Origin of the sequence: Shewanella carassii, assembly GCF_019670705.1 — a bacterium.
GTDB lineage: Bacteria > Pseudomonadota > Gammaproteobacteria > Enterobacterales > Shewanellaceae > Shewanella > Shewanella carassii.
The window spans coordinates 4,200,420-4,222,981 of record NZ_AP024618.1 but is presented as its reverse complement, the minus strand read 5'-3'; the positions used below and the strand labels follow the sequence as shown (position 1 = coordinate 4,222,981).

Genomic DNA, 22,562 nt, shown 5'->3' with positions numbered 1-22,562 from the left:
CCGATCGAGATGCATTCGAGCGCGATAGGCCCAAATGGGGGAGAAATGCCCATAGTGGTGACTTGTTACACGGAGTGCCAGTAATTATTTACCAACGGTTGTCATTCTCACAGGGGTGGCCATCATTGTCGCCATCCATCTTGGTGTTGGGGCAATAACGGTTGAAATATTCGGCCTCGGCTCTGGAGGTCATCTGACTGCAGTACTGGCGTCCATCGCAGTGAAAATTGGCATTAATATCCACGGGTTTAGAGGCATAGCGGGGCGCGGTTTGGGCGGCTTCGCGGATGCTATTGCTTATGGTGTCTTGGTGAATGTCGGTCAGCTGTTGCGGTTCATTGCCGCTGAGCTTTCCCCAACTCAGATAGCAGGCGTAACCAAAAATAAAATAGAAAACAAAACGCTTCATCTTTTTCCCTTTAGTGTGTCGGCATCCTTGGCCAATTGGAGCTGGTCTTGCCTCTTTGAGCAGACGGGTTGTTCTGGGTGACATTAAGTGCAGCTATTGCAGCTTGTTTTGGGGAGAAATTCAACTTAAATTTGATCTAGATCACCCTGCACCAGGGTGCAATACCCATCACTCTTTCGTTAGCGCTTGCAGCCGATTAATTTCATCTTCTACCTGTTGCACGTATTGGTCCCGATAGCCTAACTTTTGAAATTCTTCCAGGCAGCGGCGGTAGAGTATGAGCTTGTGCTTGTTGGCCAACTGCGGCAGTAAACAAATATCCCTTTGGTTAATGACATCCATTCCTAAACTCCTATCGAGCGAAAGCTGGTGGCTTCCAGCCACTACAGATAAGTTACTTTTTAATACTTTACTTGGTCTTCCAGATTTATTTGGGCCAGATACTATTTTGCCTTGGCCAAGTGAACTCAAATCCAATGCCGGTGGGATTGAGTCGACATTAAGCAAGAATTAATTTGCATGGTTTTGGCGGATCGCTTGGCTATAAATCAGCTATGGCTTAAGTATTTGGTGGTAAATCTCTTACTGCTAAAGTACGGGTGTTTCAAGAGCAGCTTTCCTTGTGGGGCATGCTTGGCTATGCTGCGCTATTGGCTGTATTGGGGGAATCATAATGGTCACAGAGTTTACGCAACTGCAAGGTACGGCTTTGGTACTGGAGGGCGGCGGCCTGCGCGCCATTTATACCGCCGGGGTGCTGGATGCTTTCCTGGAGGCCGGGGTCATGTTTGCTTATCAGGTAGGGGTGTCCGCTGGCGCCATCTATCCGGCTTCGTACCTTTCCAGACAGAAAGGGCGTAACCTGTTAATTCAGCAGCGTTATCTTGCAGATAAGCGCTACATGGGCATGAGGCACTTGTTGAAGAAGGGCAATTATGTCAACACTGATTTCACCTATAGACGTATGGCTCACGAGTTGCTGCCGTTCGATTTTGAGACTTTCCTGTCTTCGGGAGCCGAATTCAAAATAGGCGCCTTCAACTGCCTTTCCGGTGAAACCGACTTCTTTGGCATGAGTGATTTTGGTGGCCACGACCAGTTGTTGCAGATACTGATCGCCTCAAGCAGCCTGCCTTTTATCTCCAAACCCGTCGCCATCAATGGGGTGCCTTATCTTGATGGTGGCATTGCGGCTCCTATCCCACTGCAACAAGCCAGAGCCGACGGCTATCAGAAACAACTGGTTATCCTGACTCAGGCCGCGGATTACAGTAAGTCAGCCTTTAAGTTTAAATGGTTGGCACAAAAGGCTTATCGGCGTTACCCCAAGGTTGCCGAGGCTTTGCTGAGGCGCCATCAGGTGTATAACCAGGCACAACAGCAATTACAACAGGCGGTGGCACTAGGGAGTGCCATGGTGATCCAACCCAAGATGGCGCTGGACTTGTCGAGGCTGGAGCGCGACATCAACAAGGTAGAGGCTGTGTATCATTTAGGACTGGCCGATGGCCGTGAGGCGTTGCCTACCGTGCTGGAGTTCAGTTGTTATGGTGACAAGCCAAGGGATGTTCACAGAGCGTAAATGACTCAGAAGTTCTGAGGGGCATTCCAAGTGAGTGTCAGCCTGAATGGCTGACACTCAGCTCGGGGAGGGAGATCATGGGCGCAGTGCCGGCATCCGGCCACGGGTTGGTCGCACACTGGACAACAACATATAGATACAAGTTGTGGTCAGACACAAGCCCAAATACATGAGCAGGCCCTGCTGTTGCTGGAAGCTGTTGGCTACCAGAGGCCCGATAACCGAACCCACAGAGTAGCTGAGCAGCATAAGTTCGGTTGCCGCTACTATCTTACTGCTATCGAGGCGATCACAAGCCAAAGTGATGGCTATCGGGTATAAAGCGAAGGCGGCAGCCCCCAGCAGCAATAGGTTAAGGCCCATCATCAAAGTGCTGTGACTCAGCAGCATGCCCGCCACCCCGGCGGCGCCCAATAAACAGAAAAACGCCATCAAGAGAGTCTTGCTGAATCTGGGAGACAACCAACTAACCAGGGGTTGCACCAACATGGCTCCGAGGATCACTATGGCCATCAGTTTGCCCGTCAGCTGGTGGTCACCTGTCTGCTCGCTGAGAAACACAGGCATCAGGCCATAGATGGGCCCCAATACCAAACCTGCAACCAAGCAGCCCATGATGGCAGGGCGGCTCACATGCCTGACTTCTTTGAAGCTGATCTTCTGATGCTGTATTTTTTGTGGTTGGCAACGTTTGGCCAGCAGCGGTGGCAATACGGCCAACACCAATACTATAGCCACCAAAATATGCGGCATGGCGCCATCGACACCCAATTGCCCCACACCCAGTTGTCCCAGGGCGTTACCGCCATAGAGTGAGCCTGTATAGAAGCCCAAACGTTTGGCTCTCTGCTTGGCGGTGTCGGCGATCAACAACCAGGATTCCACCACCACGAAGATGCCGGCCACGGCAATCCCGGCAATAAAGCGTGCCGCCAGCCAAAATTGGCCATTAACCACCAAGGGCATGCCAGCCACTGTCGCCGCCAGCAGCAATAGAAACAGGATGAAGGCGCCCCTGTGTCCCAGGCGTGCCACTACCGGTGAAATACAAGTTGCCCCGAGCAGCAAGCCGAAATAAAAAATACTCGCCAGCCAAGCCGCCAGATCTGTCGCTAAGCCGAAACCGTCCAATGCCAGCGGCAGCAGACTCATATGATAGCCGGAAGCCAGAGCAAACAGGGTCAAACCCGCAACAGGTACCCAGGCACTGTTGTTGTGAGCGGTGGCGTGAGGTTGGGACAACTCAGACTCCAAATAGAAAAACGACCTTTTAAACGAGGAAATGTTTAAAAAGTCTGAATGGTGAAATTTTCCGCGAATATAGGAGTCTGCAGCGCTGGGGTAAAGTGAGTTTATTTTGTTGTCTTGGAAAGAAAATTTCACCAAAGTCTGGATGGTTAATAGTCTGTTTTAACTTTAAATAAATGTAAATAAAAACTCGTTTAAACAGTACTTTTTCATGAGTTAAAATGGTGTTTTTAGCCGTTTGGCAATGTCACCTCTTGGGGCCTTTGTTGTTGGCTGCGCTGCATTTCGTGTTGGCCCTGGGGTAAGATGGGGCATTCGTTTCTGCGGAATACTTCTATGGCCAAGATTTTGCTCGTTGCCAATCTTAACTGTGACCGAATCTTATTGCTGGATAAACCCTTGCGCACCGGAGGCCGATTCCATTATCAGGATGGTGGTCAACGCTTGGGGGGCGGTGGCGCCAATACCGGCATAGGACTGGAGTGGGCCGGTCATAATGTGGCTCTGGTCAGTCAGGTTGGGCGCGACGAGATGGGCGATTGGCTGCTGGCCGAAGCCAGTACCCAAGGGCTGGATTGTCGCAGGGTGCAGCGGCGAGCAGGCAATACCTGTGAAATGCTGTTGGTGATGACCCCGGATGGCGAGCGCACCATTATCCGGCCGCAGCGACCGATATTTGAATTGCCGGCGCCGCCAAAGTGGTCGCAGTGGGACGCGCTATATATCAACTCCTCTGCAGAAGGGGCGGTCAGTTGGGCGCGAACCGCGCTGGAACACACTCTGGTGGTGGCACAATTGGCCAAAGATGACAGGCCAAGACCCTGTCATGTATTGCTGTCTTCGGTAACCGATATGCAAGGGCGCAGTGAGCTCAGTCCTTGGCAGTTTGGGCGTCAGATAGCCGGTGATGCACTTAAATACTTTATTGTGACTCAAGGCGAGCAGGGCGCAGTGTTATACCAGGAGAGTGGTGAGACGCTGATAGCGGCGGTTCCTGCGAAAGTGGTGGATACCACGGGTGCCGGTGATGCCTTTGCCGCCGGGCTTATCCATGGCTTGGTATCGGGAATGGCAGTGGAACAGGCCATGACGGAAGCCGCTCAATGGGCGGCTTTCGCGGTTGCCTCGGAAACCTCGATCCCGGGAGATGCCTTGCGTCAATACCTGCAAGCACAGCAGGATTGAGCGTGTCATAAAAATCCCGCCTTAATGTCATGCCTCTGTCATCAGCTGGGCTTAATCTTGCTGACGATCTTTGGATAGAGCTCAAGGGCTCTGCGGTTTTCTCCCTTCTTGTTTATTTATGTGCTAACTGGCTTGCCCTGCTCTTTGAGCGGGGCTTTTTTTGTTTACGTCCAAATATCTTCGCCATCGTCCCCTATATAGGGTTCATACCATCGCTGCAGTTGGTATGGAAATGTCCGTGATCTGTCCCGTAAGCTTGGAGTATGATTTGGCTTTGGCACTCGAAGGGAGACGTAACGTGACCAAGTGTTTGATTGACAAGATTTCTGGGCTGTATGCCGGTGATAAACTGACATTCAGGGACAAGCTGGCAAGCGGGATAGATAACAAGTCTCGGATGGAGACGCTGGAGGTCTTTGGCGACAGGGTTGCGGGTGATGCCCAGGCGGATCCCAAACATCATGGTGGCCCGGATAGGGTGCTGCATCATTTTCCTCGCGAGCACTATGGCCACTACCGGCGCATGGGGCTGATAACCGCGGGGCAGGATGCACCTGCCATGGGAGAAAACATCAGCAGTGTTGGCTTAACAGAGGAGGATATTCATATCGGCGATATCCTCAGCTTTGGCGAAGTCGAGCTGCAGGTCACCCAACCGCGTTCCCCCTGTTTTAAGCTCAATCACCAATATGGCCAGCGGGACTTTGCCCTTGCCATGCAGCAAACGGGTATGTCAGGCTGGTTCTATCGAGTGCTTAAGCCTGGCATCATAAGCTGTCAGGATGCTCTGATACTGAAACAAAGGCGTACCGATATCAGTGTTGCCGAGGCGATGAAGCTGTATTTTCGCCCCGAATTTGATGCGGCCGCCTATGATAGGCTGCTCAGTTGTGAAGGTTTGGCGGCCAGCTGGGTTGGCAGCTTGCAGCGCCGACTGGAGCGGGGCAGCATAGAAGACTGGCAGATGCGCCTCTATGGCCCGGATAGTTTGGCTTTGAACTGAAAAAAGTTAGGAAACAACATGGAAAAGCAGGAAAGAGACATGGGAATGTTGGTGCACCTGGCGAGTTTTGCCGGTTACCTGATCCCTTTGGGCACTATCTTGGGGCCGTTGATCGTTTGGTTGATGAAACGGGAAGAGTTTGAATTTGTCGATGTTTGCGGCCGTAATTGCCTGAACTTCAAAATCAGTATGATCATTTACACCATCATCAGCCTGATCCTGATCTTTGTTGGCATAGGTTTGGTGCTGGTGGCCGTGCTGGCGATTTTCGATGTGGTGGTGACCATAGTCGCAGCGGTCAAGGCCAGTGAGGGGGTGGAATACAAGTACCCCTTGGCAATCAAATTCCTGTGAACCCGGGCCATCCTTTGGATGGCCTTGTTGCCGACAGCGGAGGAGCAATGCGAGCCTTTTTATCCGGTATCAATAACTTTTGGGTCGGTCTGGTGTTCGGGTTGTCACTGCCGCTGTTGTTAATTGTGCTGACGCTGAGCGTGACCCTCTATCAACTCACTGACTTTGCCAATGATGTTGCCATAACCCCTCTGTATCAGCGTGGAGAGCAGACTTTGGCGCGGGTCGACCAACTGCTGGTGACTTTGGATCAACGACTCAGTGATGACGACCCAGGTTTATTGGCACCATTGAAGCAAATAGAGTTGTTGCCTGAGCTTAAGTTGTTGGCTCTCAGCGTTGCCAAGTTACAGGTTGAAGAGAACCAACCGGCCCTCTCTGCTGTGAAGGCTGAGCTGGCGACTCAACTCGATGCATCCCTCAAGCAAAGGTTTGCGGCAGCCGAGGCTGAAGCCCTGAGCCAGCATTTACAGCAAATTCTGGAAATATTGGCCAAGGGTAAAGAGGCGCCTTTGCCTCCTCAATCCTGATTATTTGCCGAGGTTTCTGTAGCTAGTTTACTCAGCGCTCGTTGGCGGTATTCCAGCAAGGCAAACACCCCGAATAGAAAGGCGTTGAGATAGTCTTTGGCCTTGAGCGGCAACAACTGACAAAATATCGTGTGAAATATCAATACCTGCAGCCCATGCATCATGGCGGTTACCCCGAGAAGTATGGTGAGTATCACGCCGATATTGCCTTCAAACGGGCTGAATAGATTGAAAAACATCAACACCCAGGCCAATAGGGTCGCCAGTTTTCCCAACACTAATACGGCTTTCATGACTCTACTCCTCCCGGGAAGCGATACAGGCGGTAGCTGACCTGGCCGGCCTGCTTCTCTTTTAATGCCTCCCAGTCAGCGGGTATCGGCAACTGCTGCAATTCAGATTCCACTTCGAGATAGATAAGGGCGCCAGGGTTGAGCCATTGATGCCGGGCCAGCAGGGTTAGGGTTTGCTCGGCCAGTCCCTTGCGAAAAGGAGGATCGATAAACACGATATCGAAACGGCGATCGGCAGGGCGCGCCAAACCGGCCAATACATCGCCGTTAATGACCTCGGCACTGTCGCATTTTAGGGTTTGCAGATTCTGCTGCAGTTGCTGAGCGGCGGTTTTTTGCAGCTCATAGACTCTGGCAAACGCGGCATAGCGGGATAGGGCTTCCAATGCCAGGGCGCCACTGCCACCGAAACAGTCCAACACCGAGCTGCCACTGAGTTCACCTGCCAGCCAGTTAAATAGTGTTTCCCGCACTCTGTCTGTGGTTGGCCTCAGGCCTTCCAGATCCTGGATGGGTAATTTTCTCGAGCGCCATTGGCCTGCGATAATACGAACTTGACCGCTGCCCGGTCTATTTTTGGCCATCTTGCCCCCGTGATTTTGCCTGAAGAAAGAAAGTGGTAGACTATGCCACCTTAAAAGCGTCGCTATTTTATAACAAACTCAGCCGAAAAGGTGAGATGAAGCTAAAGCCCTTTATCGCTCGGGAATGCCAGTAACAGGCCCCGCTGCTCCAGGGAAATAGTTGCGACCTCAAGCGGGAGCCCGGCTCCTGAAGATCCCCCACGATGTTGAGCACTGGTAGCACTGATGGCAAAGAAAGGTTTTTTTTCCTGGTTTCGTAAAGACAAACGCAACGACGAAGCCGAACAGGCGGCCAAACTCGCCGAACAACAGGCTGCAGAAGCCGCGGCCGAGGCCGAACGTTTAACTGCTGAAAAAGCCCAGGCCGAACAAGCCGAAGCTGAGCGTATTGCGGTTGAAAAGGCGCAGGCCGAGCAAGCCGAAGCCGAGCGTATTGCTGCTGAAAAGGCACAAGCCGAGCAAGCTGAAGCCGAGCGTCTGGCGGCTGAAAAGGCCCAGGCCGAACAAGCCGAAGCCGAGCGTATTGCGGTTGAAAAGGCCCAGGCAGAGCAAGCCGAAGCCGAACGTATTGCTGCTGAAAAGGCACAAGCCGAGCAAGCCGAAGCCGAGCGTATTGCGGCTGAAAAGGCACAGGCAGAGCAAGCCGAAGCCGAACGTTTGGCGGCTGAAAAGGCCCAGGCCGAGCAGGCAGAAGCCGAGCGTATTGCGGTTGAAAAAGCGCAGGCCGAACAAGCCGAAGCCGAGCGTATTGCGGTTGAAAAAGCGCAGGCCGAACAAGCCGAAGCCGAGCGTCTGGCGGCTGAAAAGGCCCAGGCCGAGCAAGCCGAAGCCGAGCGTCTGGCGGCTGAAAAGGCCCAGGCCGAGCAAGCCGAAGCCGAGCGTCTGGCAGCTGAAAAGGCCCAGGCAGAACAAGCAGAAGCCGAGCGTCTGGCGGCTGAAAAGGCCCAGGCCGAACAAGCCGAAGCTGAGCGTCTGGCCGCTGAAAAAGCACAAGCTGAACAGGTTGCCGAGGAACAAGCTCAACCTGAGCCACAGGCAAAACCTGCTAAAGAGGGCTTCTTTGCCCGCCTCAAGCGGGGGCTGATGCGCACCAGCGAAAATATCGGTAGCGGTTTTATCGGGCTGTTTCGCGGTAAAAAGATTGATGATGACCTGTTTGAAGAGCTCGAAGAGCAACTGCTTATTGCCGACGTTGGGGTAGAAACCACCAGTCGGTTGATCTCCAGCCTGACAGATCATGCTTCACGCAAGCAGCTCAAGGATGCCGAAGCCTTATATGAATTGCTGCAGCAGGAGATGCTGGCGACGCTGGAGCCTGTGAGTGCGCCTCTGGTGCCGGACAATGCCGCCGGGCCTTTCGTTATTTTAATGGTGGGTGTCAACGGCGTTGGCAAGACCACCACCATAGGCAAGTTGGCCAAACAGTATCAGCGCGAAGGCAAGTCTGTCATGCTGGCAGCCGGTGATACCTTCCGCGCGGCTGCGGTTGAGCAGCTGCAGGTTTGGGGCCAGCGCAACGATATTCCTGTGATTGCCCAGCATACCGGTGCCGACAGCGCCTCTGTGCTGTTTGATGCCCTGCAGGCTGCCAAGGCCAGAAATGTTGATGTGTTGATTGCCGATACCGCCGGTCGCTTGCAGAACAAGAGCCATTTGATGGAAGAGCTGAAGAAAGTGGTTCGGGTGATGAAGAAACTGGATCCGGACGCTCCCCATGAAGTGATGCTGACCCTGGATGCCTGTACGGGCCAGAATGCCATCAGTCAGGCGCAACTGTTCCAGGAAGCGGTCGGGGTTACCGGTATCAGTATCAGTAAGCTGGATGGCACCGCCAAAGGCGGAGTTATCTTTGCCATTGCCGATAAATTTGGTATTCCTATTCGTTACATAGGCGTGGGAGAGCAGATAGACGATCTGCGTACCTTCAATGCCAAAGACTTTATCGAAGCCCTGTTCAGTCAGGAGAAGGCGGATAACTGATATATGATTCGATTTGAGCAGGTCAGCAAAATTTACGCCGGGGGCCAAAAGGCACTGTCTGATGTGAGTTTTCATCTTCAGCGGGGCGAAATGGCCTTTCTTACCGGACATTCCGGAGCCGGTAAGAGTACCTTGCTCAAATTGATCACTGTTATCGAGCGCGCCAGTGCCGGCCGGGTATGGATCAACGGCCATGATATCGCCGGTATCAAGCGCGGCCATGTGCCTTACCTGCGCCGCGATATCGGGATGATTTTCCAAAGCCACCATCTGTTGATGGACCGAAGCGTGTTTGACAATGTGGCGCTGCCCTTGGTTATCGAAGGTTTTACCCTGGGGGAGATCCGCAAGCGGGTAGCCGGTGCTCTGGATATGGTGGGTCTCTATGGTAAAGAGCGCCATAACCCCATCATGCTTTCGGGCGGTGAGCAGCAGCGGGTAGGCATTGCCAGGGCGATAGTCAACAAACCCCCTCTATTGCTGGCCGATGAACCTACGGGTAACCTGGACCCTAAGCTGTCCATGGATATTCTCAGGCTGTTTGAAACCTTCAACGATGCGGGCACCAGCGTGCTGATTGCCACCCATGATCTCGGTCTTATCGCCAGAATGAAATACCGCACCCTGACCCTGAAGCAGGGGCGGATGATAGGTGGTGAAGAACTGGGGACCAGCCCCATGAGTGCTAAGGAATAAGCTATGTCTGCCCAGCCTTCATTGACCCGCAGTAAACTCCCGCTTTCCGGCCGGATAGTGATGTTCTTTATCCGCCATATACAGCATGCCATGGCCAGCATGGGGGAGTTGTGGCGCAACCCTATCTCATCGCTGATGACCATGGCTGTGCTGGGTGTCAGCCTGAGTTTGCCGGCCGCCTTGCAGGTGCTGGTAAAAAATGCCGAAACCATTACCCAATCCTGGAGCAGCGCGGCACAGATCTCCTTGTTTATTGAGGGGAACCGCTCAGAGCAGAGTATTCAGAGCCTGCTGGCACGGATAAAGGTCTACCCGGAAATAGACGAGGTCGACTATATCAATCGTGACGAGGCACTGGCGGAGTTTCAACAGCTGTCTGGTTTCGGCGAGGCGCTCTCCTATCTGGAAAGCAACCCTTTGCCGGCGGTGATCAGCGTGATCCCCACCGAAAAGTATTCCAGCCCCGCAGGCGCCAGAGAGCTTTTGACCAAGCTGGAGCGTGAGCCTGAGGTGAGCTTTGGCCGTCTGGATATCGAGTGGCTGGAGCGCTTACAGGCGCTGGTGCGCTTGTTGGAACGTACCGTGCTGGCGTTGGCGGCGCTGCTGATCCTGGCTGTGGTGCTGGTCATAGGTAACACGATTCGCTTGGCTATAATGAATCGGCGCAGTGAAATTGAGGTCATGAAGCTGGTCGGGGCCACGGAAGCCTTTATTCAGCGACCCTTTCTCTACACCGGCATCTGGTATGGTGTTATCGGCGGTATTCTCGCCTGGGTGATAATCAACCTCTTGGTCTGGTACCTGGATGGGGCGTTGGCCTCGCTTTTGGGCCTGTATGGCAGCCAACTTGAGATGCAGTCCCTGACCTTTGTTGAGCTGCTGCAGATGATGGCACTGGCGTCATTTTTGGGCTGGCTGGGGTCTTTCCTGTCGGTGCGCCAACACCTGCGAGCCATAGAGCCTCACTGATGTAAAAATGAACTTACCTTCACTTGCATTGTCTTATCTTCGGGGTAAAAATAACCCAGGATGTTAGACGCGGCGTTGACAATATATGTCAATTGACCGATAGTGCATCGGCTCATCAATGTTTTTTAGACTCGAAATGAGCATCAAAGCAGTAAGAAACAGGAGCGTGAATGACTGATCAAACGCAATCAATGGCACTGATGGTTCCCCAAGGGAGCAGCAGTCTCGAGGCCTATATCCATTCGGTAAACAGCATGACCATGCTGGACGCCGAGCAGGAGTATGAGCTGGCGAAGCGTTTGCAGGAAACAGGTGATCTGCAGGCGGCTAAGCAACTGATTATGTCGCACTTACGTTTTGTGGTGCATATTGCCCGCGGTTATGCGGGTTATGGTCTGCCACAGGCAGACCTGATCCAGGAAGGCAACATAGGCCTGATGAAGGCGGTCAAGCGTTTCGACCCTGATGTGGGTGTACGTTTGGTATCTTTCGCCGTGCACTGGATCAAGGCAGAAATTCATGAATATGTGTTGAAGAACTGGCGCATAGTCAAAGTCGCCACCACCAAGGCACAACGTAAGTTGTTCTTCAACCTGCGTAAGGCCAAGAAACGTCTGGGTTGGTTCAGCGATGAAGAGGTCACTATGGTGGCCGAAAACCTTGGCGTATCCAAACAGGATGTGACCGAGATGGAGTCGCGAATGGCGGCGCAGGATCCGGCCTTCGACCTGACCAATGATCACGATGATGATCATGACTTTGCCCCGGCGCTTTATCTGGAAGACCATTCTTCCGATCTGGCCGCCCAGGTAGAAAATGACAACTGGGAATCCAACGCCCAGAACAAGCTGTTGTCTGCCATCAAGACCTTGGATGAGCGCAGCCAGCACATTCTGCGGGCCCGTTGGTTGGACGATGAAAAGACCACACTGCAGGAGCTGGCCGATACCTATCAGGTGTCTGCCGAGCGGATCCGTCAGTTGGAGAAAAACGCCATGAACAAGCTCAAGGCTTGTATGGACGTATAACGCAGTCAGCAAACTATTCAGTAAAACCCGCCTTCTGGCGGGTTTTTTGTTGCCTTAGCTAAACAACAGCCAAAGATGTAGGTTTTAGTCAGAGGAGTCGCTAGCCGCTGAGTTCAATCCGGGGAGGGAGAGATACGGTGTAAACCCTATCTCTCTGCTCCTTGAGCGGCCTCTGCCTGGTTGCAAAAAAGAATATTCCCCTGTCACTGGTGAATTTGCGAAGTTTGTCCGGCAAAAAGGTTAACGCCCGTGGAATAGCTGCAGAATTATGACTTTTGATTTGGCATAATGTGGCGCTAATTTTTAAGCGTTCTTCTTCAAGGAATGAAATGAAGCAGTATCTTTCCCTCTTCGGGCTGTTATGGCTCTTATCCGCGTGCTCCCCCAATTCCCATGTTGAGTTTGACCCTAAAAAAGGCGATCGACTCGATTACTGGGTGCAGACAAAAGCCAGCATAGATATTGGCGGACGGGTATTTACTCAGCACAGCAACTCTCTGATGCACTATGAGGTGATTGAGACCTCGCCTGCACTAAAGTTGGAACTGGTGCCCAGGTTTATGACTATGTCCGGTGGCGGCAATAGTTTTAGTAGTTTTACCGCTGCAAACGATGAGCCCGAGTTGCAACAGATGTTTTCCAGCGGCTTTGAAATCACCCTGGATAAAGACTCCGGCAAATTGCTGGCATTTAAGGGCAAGGATGAAGAGAGTTGGCAAAAGATGTTGGCACGCTCGGGCCCTGAGTTAATCGAACATTTGACTCAGGGGATGGAGACTCCCGGTGTGTTGCAAAAGATCCCCGCCAAAGAGGGCAGTACGCTGATACTCGAGGGGTTCAATGGTCAGCAAACGGAACTATTGGTCACTAAGGTGACCCCGGAGATAGTGGACGCAGAGTTGACCGCCGAAAGCGGCGATAGTCGCCTGTATGGTCATATGCGCCTGGCACGTGAGAGTGGCTGGTTGCAGAAAATGGTGTTGGTGCTGGAGAGCAAGATTGACGCCATGGGCCAACAAGGCAACAACCATATACAGATAGTGATGTCGCGCAAGGATCTGCTCGAACAGGTGGGCGATCTGAGGCAACAAATCGCCTTCGATGATATGGACAACTGGAACCCCATTATGGCATCGCCCCCTAAGCCAGCCGATGGGCTTGAGCTCAGTGCCGAAAGCTTATTCCAATATGGCAAGGGCACATTTCGTGGCGAGTCAGAACATCTGCAACTGGAACTCTTGCTGACCGAAGTCGATAGAGAAGTTTTGGGGGAAATCCGCTACCGAGATCTGCAGGCGCTGGATGCCGAAGATAAACCCATTGCAATGGAGTGGAGCATACTCAGCCAGTTGGGTCCCTATCGGGAGAGTGGTGCGCTAATCACCAGCACCGCGATTGTGCCCCTGGGATGGGATCAGCGAAACCAGTTTGAAAAAATATCCTCCTTCAGTGCCGTGGCAGACTATACGCCACTCGAGTTGGTATCGGTTTCCAGCCAATGGCGGTCTGGGCAGGAGCAGCAGTTGGCGCTGGCCGGTGGCACACTCACTATTACCCCGGTAGCGCAGCAAGAGGGCGAGTATCTGCTGCATTTCAGTGGCGCCGATGGTTATCTGGTGCCGTTTTTCGATGGGCTTGAAGGCGAGTTCCGCTATCAGACACCGCAAGGTGGCCCCGAGTGGCTCAACAGCATGGATCGCAGTTTGCTGTTTAGCGGCCAACAACTTTTTCGGGTGAAATTGACCAAGCCGGCAGCTGAGGTAACCTTCCATGCCATCTTGGATCAGCAACAAGCCGGTTTCAGCCGTGAGGTGCGCTGGGTAAGCCGAGAGGCCTTTGCCGCTGATTACACTCTGCCTCCCATGGGCAAGCATTACCTTTATTACAATGATACCGACGAAGAGGCGGTCGATTTTGATCCGGCCAGCTTTGCGACTCAGGCCGATACGCCACAGGGTGCCAAGCTGATTCTGCCGCAGGACTGGGCCGGTATCTGCCAGCTGCAAATTGAAGGCGATTTTAAACAAGGGCCATCGGCTTTGGTCTGGAAAGCAAAGCCTAACGAGCGCATGACGACTCAAGTCGAGTACCAACTGAGTACCGAGGATGGTATACGCCGTTATTTCTATGGTCTGGAAATACCCAGTCACCTGCATTGTGATGGTCGCCCGGTATGGAACTCTGTCGACTATACCCCGGGTGAACGTGCCTGGTTGGTGCCCCTTGAAGTGTTTGGCGAGCTGGATCGGCAGCAATCTGTGCAGCAATTCCTGCAGAATTACCATCTCTACAGCGCCGATGATGTGCAACTGCCGTTGCTGGACAAGCAGGCGCGCTACCTGAGTTCAGAGGATATCCCGCTGAGCGAAGCCATCATGGAAGATAAATACCTAAGGGTTGCCGATAGCGTGGAACGTATCGGTAAACTCGACTACCAGGGCGAACCCCTGGATATCCGCTGGGTCAACAGTTTCCCGCCACTGCCTTAAGGACAAGAAAATGCGTGTATTGATATTACTTTGTGGCCTGATGAGCTGGATGGCCAGCGCCGAGACAGTGTGGCTGAATGAGGATTGGCAAGTGGTCGACAGTGAGCGCCAGGCCAGTTTTTATGTCAAAGATCCGCAAACTCAAGATCAACAGGGTTGGCAGACCACCATCTATTATGTCGGCTCGGATACCCCCAGATTCAAGGGCAGCTTTGCCAAGCCGGGTATCTTTCAAAATGCCTTGGGTAACTACCAGTTCTTTCACAATAACGGCAAGCTGTCTTCCGATGGCCGTTATAACGATAACAGCGAGATGGAAGGCCCGATCCGTTTCTATGATGAAGACGGCATCTTGACCATGGAGGCCGGTTTTGTTGATGGTGAACAAAGAGGCACTCAAAAAAACTTCTACAGTAACGGTCAGTTAGAGGAGGTTTATCAGCAGTTGGGCGACAAACGCGTCGGTAAAGACAGCCACTATTACCAGGATGGCAGTCTGCAGGCGCAGCACTCGCTGGTCAATGGTCTGCCGGAAGGGGAGCAACTGGAATACTACCCGGGTGGGCAACTGCGTGAGCGCAGTCTGTATCTGGCGGGTAAACTGACAGGGGAGCGCAAACGTTATCACCGCAATGGTGAGCTGTCCTCCATTGACACCTTTGGCCCTAAAGGTCAGCAGGGAAAAGCCTATGAATACTGGGATACAGGTGTCCAAGAGGCCGAGTATGTCTATGTGGATGGTCAGCGACAGGGACCGGCCAAACGCTGGCATAAAAATGGCCAGCTTAGTCGGGAAACCAGTTTCCGGCAGAATCGAGAGCACGGGGAAAGCCGCCAGTATGATGCCAAGGGACAGCTGACTCGAATTGAACATTATCAGCAGGGCAAAAAGGTGGGCGAGCAGCAAACCTTTTATACCAGTAGCTCGCAGCTGCAGCAGTTGCAGCGCTTTGACGAAAAAAGCCGTTTGGTCTTTGAACAAAATTTTGCCGATGACGGCAGCAAGACCATGGAGTTCAACGCCCGTTTTGTCAAAGACAAACAGATCCTCGACAGACAATACTTCCAAGACGGCAAACTCAGCTCAAGAATGCAGCAGGATATGACTCGGGTGTGGACTTTATACCAGAAGTTTGATGCCAACGGCGTTGTCATCGAACGAGAGGAGGAACTCAATGGCAAACGCGAGGGGCTGGCCGTGCAAATGTATCAGGGGCTCTGGGACGATGAGCCCAATATAGAGACCAGCCATTACAAAGAAGGTCAGCTCCACGGCGCTTATGAAAAGAAACTGGTCAGCGGCAAGCTGCTGGAGCAGGGCGAATATGCCCATTACAAAAAGGTGGGTATCTGGACTTATCAGGATGCCCGTAACCGCCGCACAGAACAGCGTGACAGTCAGGGGCAGCTGCACGGTGAAGTGAAAGAAATCCAGATACACGATGGCCAATTGTTGCAGCTGGCGCATTACCGGCACGGGCAGCTTGAGGGGGAATACCGAACCTACAGCGAAAAAGGTGAGCTGCAAGCCAAGGGGAATTATAGCCAGGACAAACGGCATGGCCAGTGGCAGTACCAGGATCCCTATGAAACCCAAGTGTCCCTCTGGCAAGGGGAGTATCATTACGGCAAAAAAGTCGGCACTTGGCTGGCGTACTCTGCAGCAGGTTATGAACTGGGGCGGGAGCAATATGACGCCAAAGGACAGGAACAAGGCAGCTTTTACTATTTTACCGAAGACGGTTTATTGAACAAGGTTGCCCGTTATCAGGATGGTAAGGAGCATGGCGAAACCGTGTCTTACATCCAGGGCAGAGCTTACTATATTCAGATGTTTGAACATGGTGAGTTCTTGGGCAGCCGTGATGTCGATGACGATGAGCCTAAGGCCGAGAGCGACTGCGATAGCTCTGCCTCATCGCTGCTGTTTGGCTGTTGAGGCTTTATCTATGGCTTAGCCCTGTGGGCTGAACGAGTTGCCGCAATAAGCTGTTTGCGCTGCACCTTTAGCCCCTCGGCAACCTGTTGTGGCCAGGGATAATAGTGCCTCGGGCGCTTAAAGCGGGCCAGCTTGTCTGCCAGGAAGGCGGTCAACTCGGCTTCGCTCGGCGCCTGTGAGCCTCGATAACGCAAAATGGCGGCTGGCAGTAAACCAAACTCAGGGTTATCTTCACCAAAGACAATGGCATCCAGGATGGCCGGGTGCCGTTTCAGCGCCGCTTCCACCTCTTCCGGTTGAATATTCTCGCCGCCGCAGATAAACATATTGTCGACCCGCCCCTGAATATGCAGTAGCCCATCCTGGCTCCAGCAGCCTTTGTCCTTGGTGCAGAACCAACCGTCGTGGGTCTCTTTAACTATGCTGCCATCCCGCTGCAGATAACCCATAAACAGGGTCTCGCCCCTGACCCAGATAACTCCCTGTTCTATTTTGAGTTCGCGCCCGGGTAATAGGCGGCCACTGCTGCCATCACTGCGGGCGATTCCCGTGGTGATCTGCGAGCCCATCTCTGTCATGCCGTAACTGGTAAAGGCTTTCACCTTCAAAGGGGATAGCCTGTCCAGCAGGCCTTGGCCTATGGCGCCGCCGCCGAGTAGCAGGCACTTTACCCCCATAAGGCTTTCGGGGCTGTCGTCCAACAGGTGTTGCAACTGGGTGGCTACCAATGAGAGATGAGTGATGGCATCGCGCTTTAACTGCGCTGCCATAGTCAGCTCATTATCCGGCAACACCACGGCTGCCGCAGCTAGGGCACAGCGATTGAGAATGGCCAGACCACCGATATGGAACAGCGGTAGCGAGAGTAACCAGGCATCACCACTTGCCAAGGGGATCAACTGCCGACTGCCATTGGCGTTGGCGATATGGTTGTTAAGGCAGTGGACTGCGGCCTTGGGGCTGCCACTGGAGCCCGAGGTAAGAATAATATTGAGCGGCGTATTGGCCGAGACCGTGGCTATCTCGGCTGGGATACCATTCGATTCGAGAATGGCAAAATCCGCCTGCACTCGGGTGATATCCCGCGTTTGCCAAAGCTTATTCCGGGCGTTATCCGGACACCAGATAAAGCGAATATGTAAACGCTCAAGCAGCTCCTGGAGCTGACTATCCGGAAACTTGGGTGACAACGGGCAAAAGAGCAGCCCCAGATCCAGGCAAGCCCAATACAGCAATATCAGCTCACGGCGGTTGGTAGCCACACAGGCCAGTTTATCCCCGCGCTGCAACCCCAAGGCTCGAAGCTTAACGCCGAGCGCCAACACTTGCCGGCTTACTGCCTGATAACTATGGCTGATACCGCCCTCTACCAAGGCGATGGCATCTGGAGTCTGTTGGCCACTGAGGTGAAGGGGCGAGTAGGTCATGCGCTTTCCTGTTAATGAAATTGGAGGTTGCAGAGGCGGCGGTTACAGACAGGGCCACTGACCCAAGAGTTCCAGCTCAGCAAAGTCCAGACAGGGTTTGTGGCCTTGGCCGACAATAATATCGCGTCCGAAAGGCGCCAGAGTATCCAGTCCGGGGGCTTCGTTGGGGGTCAAGAGGGCACTGACAGCCTCCAGATCGGCAATTCCCAAAGAAGATTCCAGGCTGGAGCTCAACAGGGCGCGCACACCGGCCGCTTCGGCCTGTTCGATCAGGGTTTGCAGTCTGGTTAAGCTGCCGAGCAACATGGGTTTAAGCACCAGCGCCGTGAGACCGCTCGCAAAGTCATTGTAGTCAGGTACAAACTCACGTTGCAGCAGGCTTTCATCCAGGGCATAGCGGATCCCTGTGGCCTTGAATAGGGTCGGATTATCGTCGGCGCGGCGGCAGGGTTCCTCAATATACTCAATGCTGGCCTTGGGCAGACAAGCGCAAAAATCCACAGCTTGTTGATACTCAAAGCCCTGATTGGCATCCAGCCTGAGTTTGAGATGAGGTTTGGCGGCCAATACAGCATGGATCAGTCTGAGCTCCTGCTCCATGCTGGTCTGGGCGACTTTGATCTTGGCTCTGAGAACCGTATCGGGAAGCGCCGCCAGCCTTTGTTGCAGTAGCGCCAGAGGCTCTTCTTCCCTGTGATAGATGAGTGGAATGGTTTCAAAGGCCGGCCAACGCTGTGGCAGCTGTCCTTTGAGTTTGGCATCGAGCAGACTTAGCCCCCAGGCGAGCGAGGGATACTGACAGGCATCGGCCGCCTGACTCAACTCCAGCTCTTTGGCTGCCAGTGCTGGCATCAGTGCCAAGGCTGCTTCTGTCACCTCCGCCAGCGATTCACGGCTGAACCCCTGCAGTGGCTCGCCGTTGGCATCCAGGCCGCTCAGAGGAGCGACTTCTACAAAATGTTCTTCATTGCCGTAACAGGCCTTGATAATCAGCCCGGATCTCTGCTCAATTCTTTGCTTACCCACAGGTAGTGAGGTTTCCAGCGGCAGCCTATAGCGGGCCAGTGACAGTGAGTCTGGATGCATCATTCACCCCTTGAAATCGCGTTCAGGGCGCCTTTGAGCGCCGTGGCAAAAGCGCCGGGTTGGGCCTGATGGCTATTATGGCCCGCATCGGCAATGGTATGCAGCTCGAATCCGGCTTGTGGCTGCCAGGCCTTGGCGAGAGCGCTAAACTTGGCATCCTGCTCCCCGAGGTAGTAGTGGCTTGGGCAGGCAAGCTTGGCCGGCACCTGGCGCAGATCCTGTTGCAGTGCCAGTGAGGTGGCCTGGTAACAGTTGATTAGGCCAAGCGGCTGCTGATGGCGGCGTTTTTCGATTAAACCTTCTCGCTCGGCGCTTGATAGGTCGGCAAACACCCCCTGCTGATACCAGAGGGCCAGCACTTGTTCAATCGGCATAGTGTTAAAACGTTCGGCCCACAGCTTATCGGCCATCGCCCTCTGCTGACGTTCATCAGGGGATAACAGGCCAGGATGACAGGACTCAAGATGCAGGCCCAGTAGCGCCTCGGGCCAGGTTTGAGCCAGATGCAGCGCGATACGGCCACCAAGCGAGTATCCCAATAAGTGAAAGCGTGGGATGCCTGCCTTGAGCAGTGTATGGCGCAGCAAGGCAACACAGTCACTGAAGCCTGGGCTGTCGATTTGGATATCACAGCTGCGACCATGGCCCGGGAGATCGACCGCAATACAGTAGTAGTCCTGACTCAGGTGCGGCAGCAACTCGCGCCAATCATGGCTGCTGCCGAGAAAACCGTGCAGCAGCACCAAAGGCGGCTGGGTTGCTGAACCCTGAGTCGTTGTGGCTAACATCAGCTTTGCTTTACCCATTGGCCTATGCTGGCTATCTGGTCGCTGGCCTGGGTTTGGCTGACGCAAACCTCAATGACCGAGGCGCCGTTATAGTTGAGCGCTTCACTGTAGGCATCCATAAAGCCCTGGAAGTCTTCCACCCTATTGTAGGGCAGGCCAAACATGGCTGCGCCATAGCCAAACTCCAGCCCGTGGCTTAATCGGTAATAGTGAGCCCTTACTTGCTCATCCGGTACCGGCAGGATATTGAAGATATTGCCGCCATCATTGTTGAGTATCACTATCACCAATGGCCCCTGAGCCTGGCGTGCCAGTGCCAGAGAGTTGAGGTCGTGCAGCGCCGATAGATCGCCGAGTACCAAGGTGGTGGCCTGGCCCTTGTGGTTGGCGACGCCGCAGGCACTGGCCAGCAGGCCATCTATCCCCGAAGCGCCGCGGTTGGTATAGGTGATGGCGGCACAGCAACTGATGGGCGCGAACATATCATAAAGTCGCACCGGTAAGCTGTTACCGATAAACAGCTGCTGCTCGCCGGTGCGGATTGCCGCTATGGCCCTGATCACCTGGGCCTCACCGAACTCGCCGTTATCGATTTGGCGTACAAAGAGCTCATTGAGCGCCTCATTCTGGGCGGTGAGCTCCAGCGCCCAATTGGCGGAGGACGAGCGTGGCCACTCAAGCGCGGCTATCTGCTGTAGCTCTGCCAGCCAGATCTGCTTGGGTTTATGGCTGGGATCCAGGCGCATCTGCTGCGGCAATACTTGCCAATATTGGTGCCAGTTCTGCTGTTCCAGATAACTTATCAAGCGTTTCGACAGTAGGCGTCCACCAAACACCAGTGCCCGGTCGGCTTGTTGCAGCAGGGCTCGGCCCTTGGGGTTGAGCAGCAGTTGGTCGACATTGCCTATCGCGGCAGGATGTTGGCGCAGCTGAGACTGGGCATCTGTCAGCAGCGGCCAACCGAGTTTGCTGGCCAGTTCGACCAACTTTTGTGGATTATCGGCACTATCCAGGGTGCCGGCGATGATAACACCCTTGCCGTGAACAAAACGCGCCATGGTATCCCAACTGGGGACTTGTCCCATGCCTTTGTTGGCATATTGGTTATAGGGCGTGCTTGCCTGTTGCCAGTTCGTCAGAGGTTGCAGGTAATGCTCTATGGCTTGACTTCTGGGGGCATCCAGGCTGCTTGGGTACAGTGGCTCACGATACATGCAATTGATGTGGACCGGCATGCTTTGGTTGGCCACGGCTTCATCAATCTGAGTCAGCAGCGCTTGGGGAGCTATGGCCAGATCCGGTGTCGGCAGGTTTAACTGCTTGGCATATTGGCCGAAAATCGCCGGTTGGAGTATGGCTTGGTTGGCGCCGCAAGCTATCAGCTCCGGCGGTCTGTCGCCGGAAAGCACGACCAAGGGGACTTGAGTCAACCAGGCCTCAACGATGGCCGGATACAGGTTGGCAACGGCCGTACCCGAGGTGGTGATAATGGCCACCGGAGCCCGACTGGCCTTGGCGAGCCCGAGCGCCATAAAGCCCAGTCCACGCTCATCGAAGTGCAGGTGTTGTTTTAGTTTGTCCTGGCGGGCGGCTGCCAGCGTCAGGGGCGTGGAGCGCGAGCCCGGCGCCATGCACACATGCTGAGCCCCAAGGCGTGCCAGTTCTTCAAGTATGAGGGAACCCCAAAGGAGATTGAGTTCGGCGTGAGAATTGATTTGCATAAACAGCTTACCCAGTATCGAATGCTCATTAGTGTACCGCTTTTGACACCACTGTTGTATGAACTCTTGGGTAAAACTGCTTGTGCACCTCAAGGCAAAAGAACAGCCTGACTATCAGGCTGAGGTCTTTATCGCGACTCCAACCCAATTACAGTAAGTTACCACTCACAAGACGCAGTTGTGAGCGAATCCACTCCAGCTCTATGTCTTGTTGGCCGACACTGCTGAGCAAGGTGAGTGTCAGTGGCTCGGTAACGTTGAACAATCGCGTCGTTTCCATCTCTGACAGTTTGCACAGGTGTAGTTGAGGCTCTTCCCCCAAGAGATCGAATACCGCCTTATAGGGCACCAAAGCCACCGCCTGCGAGGCCTCCAGGTAGGCGCTCAGCGAGGAGATGCCGGTGATAGTCATCTCGACATTTAAATCAAGATGATTGATTCGACAATAATCCTCGAACGGACTCTGACTGTTGGGTATCAGACCTAGATCGGTATTGATATAAGGATACTCGGCTATGGCTTCCAGGGTGAGATCGCGTGAAAGCAACGGGTGATTCTTGTTACAGATGAGGTAGAGGCTATCGAGTTTTCTGAGTGCCTCTATCTGCAGCTTGCCGCCGAGAGAGAGCAGTTCGTCTGGGTAGCGACAACTGCAAAGTCCGGCGCTGATGTTGCCATCTATGAGCCCTTGCAATGAACTGCAGCTCCAGGAGTTTAAGTTAATATGCAGTTGCTTGCCTTGCTGTTTTATCGCAGACATCAAGGCTTTGGGATAGGCATAAGAAATCAGGCCTGGAGTAACTAATTCGAAATTTTTATTGCCTGCCAGTGCGGGGTTACCCAAGTGACTGAAGCCTTTGGAACAGTCGACAATTTCTTTGGCAATAGGATAAACCTTAGCCGCAAATTCATTGGGAATAAGACCATACTTTTTTCTTAGAAATAGTTCGTTACCAAAAATAGATCTGGCTGTTTTTAAACAACGGCTTATTTTGGGTGCAGGCACATTCAGAATTTTGGAAACATGTGTTGCAGACTTGTTTTCGTATAGGCTAACAAGGATGGAAAGGCTTAAAATATCCAGCTTTTCAAAGTCGATGTGGTTCACCTGCAATACTCCTTTAGTGGTATACCCAATTTCTATATTAACCACTTTTTTCAAAAAAAAAATAATTTTATTTGCAGCTATTTTTGATTCTGTATTCCAGATCACTAAATGCTGGTGTTGAGGTGGTTTTTAGTCTGTTGCTC

The 22,562-nt window shown here is 53.3% G+C and carries 21 protein-coding genes; 11 read left to right on the top strand and 10 right to left on the bottom strand.

The annotated features are described in order from the left end of the window. Positions 1-88: 88 nt before the first annotated feature. Positions 89-409, bottom strand: coding sequence for an excalibur calcium-binding domain-containing protein (locus tag K5621_RS20170; protein WP_167387660.1), 321 nt, complete (start codon positions 407-409; stop codon positions 89-91). A 168-nt stretch (positions 410-577) separates the two neighbouring features. Further along, on the bottom strand, positions 578-751 hold the full coding sequence (locus K5621_RS18890; RefSeq protein WP_221050035.1) for a hypothetical protein: 174 nt from the start codon (positions 749-751) through the stop codon (positions 578-580). A 352-nt stretch (positions 752-1,103) separates the two neighbouring features. On the opposite strand from K5621_RS18890, the gene K5621_RS18885 reads away from it, so the two are divergent. After that, positions 1,104-1,991, top strand: a complete 888-nt coding sequence (locus K5621_RS18885; protein ID WP_221051245.1) for a patatin-like phospholipase family protein — start codon at positions 1,104-1,106, stop codon at positions 1,989-1,991. A gap of 75 nt (positions 1,992-2,066) precedes the next feature. Here K5621_RS18885 and K5621_RS18880 read toward each other — a convergent pair whose 3' ends face one another. Then, the gene (locus K5621_RS18880) at positions 2,067-3,233 is read right to left on the bottom strand and encodes an MFS transporter (protein ID WP_100143329.1); all 1,167 of its coding nucleotides are present in this window, start codon (positions 3,231-3,233) and stop codon (positions 2,067-2,069) included. Between the two features lie 342 nt (positions 3,234-3,575). Here K5621_RS18880 and K5621_RS18875 point away from each other — a divergent pair, with 342 nt between their 5' ends. The 4 genes from K5621_RS18875 (at position 3,576) to K5621_RS18860 (ending at position 6,311) form a co-directional block, all read left to right on the top strand. Further along, positions 3,576-4,424 (top strand): PfkB family carbohydrate kinase, encoded by an 849-nt coding sequence (locus K5621_RS18875; protein WP_221050034.1) that lies wholly within the window; start codon positions 3,576-3,578, stop codon positions 4,422-4,424. Positions 4,425-4,722: 298 nt separating this feature from the next. After that, complete coding sequence (locus tag K5621_RS18870) at positions 4,723-5,427, top strand: MOSC domain-containing protein (RefSeq protein WP_219159191.1); 705 nt, start codon at positions 4,723-4,725, stop codon at positions 5,425-5,427. Between the two features lie 18 nt (positions 5,428-5,445). Continuing rightward, positions 5,446-5,781, top strand: a complete 336-nt coding sequence (locus tag K5621_RS18865) for a DUF4870 domain-containing protein (RefSeq protein ID WP_039035737.1) — start codon at positions 5,446-5,448, stop codon at positions 5,779-5,781. A gap of 47 nt (positions 5,782-5,828) precedes the next feature. Further along, positions 5,829-6,311, top strand: coding sequence for a hypothetical protein (locus K5621_RS18860; RefSeq protein ID WP_144158165.1), 483 nt, complete (start codon positions 5,829-5,831; stop codon positions 6,309-6,311). Here K5621_RS18860 and K5621_RS18855 read toward each other — a convergent pair. Together K5621_RS18855 and rsmD are read right to left on the bottom strand one after the other, a co-directional pair. Further along, positions 6,302-6,604 carry a DUF1145 domain-containing protein gene (locus tag K5621_RS18855; protein ID WP_221050033.1) on the bottom strand — a complete coding sequence of 101 codons (303 nt, stop codon included), beginning with the start codon at positions 6,602-6,604 and terminating at the stop codon, positions 6,302-6,304. The two genes, K5621_RS18860 and K5621_RS18855, sit on opposite strands and share 10 nt — an antisense overlap. Continuing rightward, positions 6,601-7,188 carry a 16S rRNA (guanine(966)-N(2))-methyltransferase RsmD gene (gene rsmD, locus K5621_RS18850; protein ID WP_025888876.1) on the bottom strand — a complete coding sequence of 196 codons (588 nt, stop codon included), beginning with the start codon at positions 7,186-7,188 and terminating at the stop codon, positions 6,601-6,603. Before rsmD ends, K5621_RS18855 begins: the two co-directional genes overlap by 4 nt. 225 nt (positions 7,189-7,413) lie before the next feature. Here rsmD and ftsY point away from each other — a divergent pair, with 225 nt between their 5' ends. The 6 genes from ftsY to K5621_RS18820 all read left to right on the top strand — a co-directional run bounded on the left by ftsY (position 7,414) and on the right by K5621_RS18820 (position 16,289). Further along, positions 7,414-9,168, top strand: a complete 1,755-nt coding sequence (gene ftsY / locus K5621_RS18845) for a signal recognition particle-docking protein FtsY (RefSeq protein WP_221050032.1) — start codon at positions 7,414-7,416, stop codon at positions 9,166-9,168. Between the two features lie 3 nt (positions 9,169-9,171). Then, complete coding sequence (gene ftsE, locus K5621_RS18840) at positions 9,172-9,864, top strand: cell division ATP-binding protein FtsE (protein ID WP_025012145.1); 693 nt, start codon at positions 9,172-9,174, stop codon at positions 9,862-9,864. Positions 9,865-9,867: 3 nt separating this feature from the next. Continuing rightward, positions 9,868-10,833 (top strand): permease-like cell division protein FtsX, encoded by a 966-nt coding sequence (ftsX, locus tag K5621_RS18835; protein ID WP_025012146.1) that lies wholly within the window; start codon positions 9,868-9,870, stop codon positions 10,831-10,833. Between the two features lie 170 nt (positions 10,834-11,003). Next, on the top strand, positions 11,004-11,861 hold the full coding sequence (gene rpoH, locus K5621_RS18830) for an RNA polymerase sigma factor RpoH (protein WP_028780766.1): 858 nt from the start codon (positions 11,004-11,006) through the stop codon (positions 11,859-11,861). 329 nt (positions 11,862-12,190) lie between these two features. Then, positions 12,191-14,350: a hypothetical protein gene (locus tag K5621_RS18825; RefSeq protein WP_221050031.1), complete on the top strand. Its 2,160-nt coding sequence runs from the start codon at positions 12,191-12,193 to the stop codon at positions 14,348-14,350. 10 nt (positions 14,351-14,360) lie between these two features. Continuing rightward, on the top strand, positions 14,361-16,289 hold the full coding sequence (locus K5621_RS18820; protein ID WP_221050030.1) for a toxin-antitoxin system YwqK family antitoxin: 1,929 nt from the start codon (positions 14,361-14,363) through the stop codon (positions 16,287-16,289). 8 nt (positions 16,290-16,297) lie between these two features. Here K5621_RS18820 and menE read toward each other — a convergent pair whose 3' ends face one another. The 5 genes from menE to K5621_RS18795 all read right to left on the bottom strand — a co-directional run bounded on the left by menE (position 16,298) and on the right by K5621_RS18795 (position 22,524). Then, on the bottom strand, positions 16,298-17,716 hold the full coding sequence (menE, locus tag K5621_RS18815) for an o-succinylbenzoate--CoA ligase (protein ID WP_221050029.1): 1,419 nt from the start codon (positions 17,714-17,716) through the stop codon (positions 16,298-16,300). 42 nt (positions 17,717-17,758) lie between these two features. Next, positions 17,759-18,802, bottom strand: a complete 1,044-nt coding sequence (menC, locus tag K5621_RS18810) for an o-succinylbenzoate synthase (protein ID WP_221051244.1) — start codon at positions 18,800-18,802, stop codon at positions 17,759-17,761. Beyond that, positions 18,802-19,590, bottom strand: a complete 789-nt coding sequence (menH, locus tag K5621_RS18805) for a 2-succinyl-6-hydroxy-2,4-cyclohexadiene-1-carboxylate synthase (protein WP_221050028.1) — start codon at positions 19,588-19,590, stop codon at positions 18,802-18,804. The genes menC and menH overlap by 1 nt, the downstream gene beginning before the upstream one ends. After that, positions 19,590-21,311 carry a 2-succinyl-5-enolpyruvyl-6-hydroxy-3-cyclohexene-1-carboxylic-acid synthase gene (menD, locus tag K5621_RS18800; RefSeq protein WP_221050027.1) on the bottom strand — a complete coding sequence of 574 codons (1,722 nt, stop codon included), beginning with the start codon at positions 21,309-21,311 and terminating at the stop codon, positions 19,590-19,592. Before menD ends, menH begins: the two co-directional genes overlap by 1 nt. A gap of 148 nt (positions 21,312-21,459) precedes the next feature. Then, on the bottom strand, positions 21,460-22,524 hold the full coding sequence (locus tag K5621_RS18795) for a LysR family transcriptional regulator (protein WP_221050026.1): 1,065 nt from the start codon (positions 22,522-22,524) through the stop codon (positions 21,460-21,462). Positions 22,525-22,562: the final 38 nt, after the last annotated feature.

Bases quoted from the DNA above. Each gene is read 5' to 3' on its own strand.
- K5621_RS20170 (WP_167387660.1), bottom strand. From the start codon at position 409: ATGAAGCGTTTTGTTTTCTATTTTATTTTTGGTTACGCCTGCTATCTG.
- K5621_RS18890 (WP_221050035.1), bottom strand. From the start codon at position 751: ATGGATGTCATTAACCAAAGGGATATTTGTTTACTGCCGCAGTTGGCC.
- K5621_RS18875 (WP_221050034.1), top strand. From the start codon at position 3,576: ATGGCCAAGATTTTGCTCGTTGCCAATCTTAACTGTGACCGAATCTTA.
- K5621_RS18865 (WP_039035737.1), top strand. From the start codon at position 5,446: ATGGAAAAGCAGGAAAGAGACATGGGAATGTTGGTGCACCTGGCGAGT.
- K5621_RS18860 (WP_144158165.1), top strand. From the start codon at position 5,829: ATGCGAGCCTTTTTATCCGGTATCAATAACTTTTGGGTCGGTCTGGTG.
- K5621_RS18855 (WP_221050033.1), bottom strand. From the start codon at position 6,604: ATGAAAGCCGTATTAGTGTTGGGAAAACTGGCGACCCTATTGGCCTGG.
- rsmD (WP_025888876.1), bottom strand. From the start codon at position 7,188: ATGGCCAAAAATAGACCGGGCAGCGGTCAAGTTCGTATTATCGCAGGC.
- ftsY (WP_221050032.1), top strand. From the start codon at position 7,414: ATGGCAAAGAAAGGTTTTTTTTCCTGGTTTCGTAAAGACAAACGCAAC.
- ftsE (WP_025012145.1), top strand. From the start codon at position 9,172: ATGATTCGATTTGAGCAGGTCAGCAAAATTTACGCCGGGGGCCAAAAG.
- ftsX (WP_025012146.1), top strand. From the start codon at position 9,868: ATGTCTGCCCAGCCTTCATTGACCCGCAGTAAACTCCCGCTTTCCGGC.
- rpoH (WP_028780766.1), top strand. From the start codon at position 11,004: ATGACTGATCAAACGCAATCAATGGCACTGATGGTTCCCCAAGGGAGC.
- K5621_RS18825 (WP_221050031.1), top strand. From the start codon at position 12,191: ATGAAGCAGTATCTTTCCCTCTTCGGGCTGTTATGGCTCTTATCCGCG.
- K5621_RS18820 (WP_221050030.1), top strand. From the start codon at position 14,361: ATGCGTGTATTGATATTACTTTGTGGCCTGATGAGCTGGATGGCCAGC.
- menE (WP_221050029.1), bottom strand. From the start codon at position 17,716: ATGACCTACTCGCCCCTTCACCTCAGTGGCCAACAGACTCCAGATGCC.
- menC (WP_221051244.1), bottom strand. From the start codon at position 18,802: ATGCATCCAGACTCACTGTCACTGGCCCGCTATAGGCTGCCGCTGGAA.
- menH (WP_221050028.1), bottom strand. From the start codon at position 19,590: ATGTTAGCCACAACGACTCAGGGTTCAGCAACCCAGCCGCCTTTGGTG.
- menD (WP_221050027.1), bottom strand. From the start codon at position 21,311: ATGCAAATCAATTCTCACGCCGAACTCAATCTCCTTTGGGGTTCCCTC.